Source organism: Actinomadura sp. NPDC049753 (assembly GCF_040674655.1).
Classification (GTDB): domain Bacteria; phylum Actinomycetota; class Actinomycetes; order Streptosporangiales; family Streptosporangiaceae; genus Spirillospora; species Spirillospora verrucosospora.
In genome coordinates this window covers 1-3,130 of sequence record NZ_JBFARL010000388.1, presented here as the reverse complement: position 1 = coordinate 3,130, position 3,130 = coordinate 1, and the positions used below count along the sequence as shown (strand labels likewise).

Below are 3,130 nucleotides of genomic sequence, written 5' to 3'. Positions count from 1 at the left end.
GCCCACGGACGCCTGGGTCGACGGACGCCTCGGCCTGCTGGGCGATGCCGCTCATCCCATGCTGCAGTACCTGGCTCAGGGAGCGCCGGGGCGCAGCGAGCGCGGCCGCTCCAGCCCGGGTGCGACGTGCGGGAGCAGGCGGGCGGCGAAGTCGAGGACGGTGCCCGGAACGCGGAACCCGAGGGTCAGCTCGGTGACCTCCCCGTCCTGCCCGAGATGGGCGAGGACCTCCTTCCACGTGCGGGCCGACCACGCGGTCGTGCCCTGCGCGAGGTCGCCGAGGACGGTCGCCGAGCCCGTCGCGCAGCGGCGCCCCAGCGCCCGTAGCTGCATCGCGGACAGGTCCTGCGCCTCGTCCACCACCAGGTGGCCGAGCGAGGTGGTGCGCTCGATGAGGTCGTTCAGCTCGTCGAGCAGGGCCCGGTCGGCGGCGGTCCACTTGGCGGAGCGGTGCGAGCGGGCGGGGCTCGCCTGCACCAGGACGGCCTGCTCGTCCTCGTCGAGCACGCCCTTCGCGGCCGCGCGCAGCAGGTCGGCGTCCGACAGCAGCCGGTGCAGGACCTGCTCGGCGCTCACCTTCGGCCACACCGCGTCGAGGACCTGCTTGACCGGCCGGCTCCGCGCGACCTGGTCCTGGACGCGGTCGTCGGGGGCCTCGCCGCGCCGCTCCATCCGCACGAGGATCTGGTGCGCGAGCCGCTGCGCGAACGCGGCGCGCCCGCTGCCGTACCGGGTGGTGCCGCGCAGCGCGGCGGCGATCTCGCGGATCTCGTGGTCGGCGAGCCGGTAGCGCGCCGCGCCCCGGGTGACGACGAGCCCCTCCTCCGGCTTGCGGACGTGCAGCCACAGCGCCCTGCGCAGCACGTCGGCCATCCGGGCGTCGCCCTTGAGGGCGGCCGCGTCCGCGGGCTCGTCGCCGAGCGGCGGGCCGAGCAGGTCGTCGATGGTGGCCTGCTCCACCCGGACCTCGCCGAGCGCGGGCAGCACCGCCGAGATGTAGGCGAGGAAGGCGCGGTTCGGCCCGACGATCAGCACGCCGGACCGCGACAGCCGCTCCCGGTGAGTGAACAGCAGGTAGGCGGCGCGGTGCAGGCCGACGGCCGTCTTGCCGGTCCCGGGCGCGCCCTGGACGCAGACGCTCAGCGGCAGGTCGGCGCGGACGATCTCGTCCTGCTCGGGCTGGATCGTGGCGACGATGTCGCGCATCGGGCCGGTCCGGGGGCGCTCGATCTCCTCGGTCAGGATCCGGGACGGGCCCGCCTCCGGCCGCGGGCCGCCGCCGTCGAGGGGCTCGTCCTCGAACGCGGTCAGCTCGCCGGCCCGGAACCCGAAGCGCCGCCGCAGCCGCCAGCCCATCGGGTCCGCGGGCCCGGCCTGGTAGAAGGCCCGGGAGACGGGGGCGCGCCAGTCCAGCACGAGGGGGCGTCCCTCGTCGCCGTCGTGGACGTGCCGCCGCCCCACGTACATGACGGCGGGCAGGTCGGGGCCGGCCGCGCCGTCGCGGTCCATCCGGCCGAAGAACAGCGGGGTGCCGGGGTGGTCGGCGAGCGCCTCGACCCGCTGGTCGAGCAGCGACTCCAGGAACTGCTTGGAGACCCAGTCGGCGGCGACGTCGGCGGAGAGGCTCGCGGCGTGCTCGCGCATCCGGCGCAGCGCGGCGCGGGACTCGGCGAGGTGGGCGCGTTCGGCCGCCAGGACCGCGGGTTCGGAAGGGTCGGCGGGCTCGGCGGGCTCGGCGGGCATGCGGACAGACCTCCGGCTGCGAGAGTGGCGAGGGGGCGAAACCCACTACCTTACCGACACGGCACGGGCACCGCCGGACATTCCGGCGCACCGCCCTTCGGGGGCGACGGCGCTGCGCCTTGCCGGTGAGGCCGGGCTGTGTGACGTTGGTCCGCATGGCGACTCTCACCGGACGGTCCGCTTTGGTCACGGGAGCCTCGTCGGGCATCGGCGCCGTGGTGGCGGAGGCGCTCGCCGCCGCCGGCGCGCGCGTCGGCCTGGTGGCGCGGCGCGAGGACAGGCTCTCGGAGGTGCTCTCCCGGTGCCGCGAGCACGCCCCCGACTCGGCGATGTGGGCGGCCGACCTCGCCGACCCCGACGCGGTCGCCGACCTCGCCGCCGAGGCCGAGCGCGAACTCGGCGGCGTCGACGTGCTGGTCAACAACGCGGGGATGCCGAAGCGGCGCCGCGTCCAGGACCTGTCCCCCGCCGAGGCCGACGAGGTGATGCGCCTCAACTACCTGTCCCCCGTGCGGCTCACGCTGGCGCTGCTGCCCGGCATGGTCGCGCGCGGGCGCGGGCACCTGGTGGCGGTGGGCTCGGTCGCGGCGCGGCTCGGCCCGCCGCACGAGGCCGCCTACTCCGCGTCCAAGGCGGCGCTCACGGCGTTCTGGGAGAGCATGGCGGTCGACCTGGACGGCACGGGCGTGCGGGCCCACGTGATCCAGCCCGCGCTCATCGCCGGGACCGAGCTGTTCACCCTTCCCGGCAACGAGCCGCCGCTCAGCGACCTGTCGGACGCGCTGCCGCCGCGGGAGGTGGCCGCGGCCGTCCTGGAGGTCCTGGAGAGCGGGCGGTTCGAGCGGTACGTGCCGGACTGGTTCGGCGAGATGGCCTCCGGCAAGGCCGCCGACGTCGAGGCGTTCGTCGCCGGGGTCAAGGAGTGGACGCGCGACCGGCTCGGCCCCCCGGCGACCTGACCGCCGCCGGCCTCCCGCCGGTCCGTTGCCGCCGCCCGCGCGCCTCAGTAGGGTGTGGACCCGCCAGTGATCCACATCACACGAGGCGCGGAGGGCGGAAGGCCATGGCCGCTGCGGAGGGCCTGCGGGTGCGGGACGTGACGGTCCGTTTCGGCGCGCTGACGGCGGTCGACGGGGCGGGGCTGACCGCTCCGCCCGGCACGGTCACCGGGCTGGTCGGCCCGAGCGGCGCCGGGAAGACGACGCTGTGCGACGTGATCACGGGGCTGCGGCGCCCGGCGGCGGGCGCCGTCCTGCTGGACGACGCCGACCTGACGCGCAGCGCGGCCCGGGAGCGGGCCCGGCGCGGCATCGCCCGCACGTTCCAGCGGGAGGGCGCGGCGGTGTCGGCGACCGTCCGGGAGGCCGGGCCCGGACGTCGGTGGTCT

Annotated in this window: 3 protein-coding genes; 2 read left to right on the top strand and 1 reads right to left on the bottom strand. The window is 76.5% G+C overall.

Annotated elements, in window-relative coordinates; translation table 11 throughout:
- Positions 1-75: 75 nt before the first annotated feature.
- Positions 76-1,743: an AAA family ATPase gene (locus tag AB0K37_RS41330; RefSeq protein WP_363991472.1), complete on the bottom strand. Its 1,668-nt coding sequence runs from the start codon at positions 1,741-1,743 to the stop codon at positions 76-78.
- A 155-nt stretch (positions 1,744-1,898) separates the two neighbouring features.
- Between AB0K37_RS41330 and AB0K37_RS41325 the strand changes: the two genes are divergently transcribed.
- Together AB0K37_RS41325 and AB0K37_RS41320 are read left to right on the top strand one after the other, a co-directional pair.
- Positions 1,899-2,702: an SDR family NAD(P)-dependent oxidoreductase gene (locus tag AB0K37_RS41325; RefSeq protein WP_363991469.1), complete on the top strand. Its 804-nt coding sequence runs from the start codon at positions 1,899-1,901 to the stop codon at positions 2,700-2,702.
- Between the two features lie 104 nt (positions 2,703-2,806).
- Positions 2,807-3,130 (top strand): ATP-binding cassette domain-containing protein (locus tag AB0K37_RS41320; RefSeq protein ID WP_363991467.1); only part of this gene is annotated, 324 nt, incomplete at its 3' end.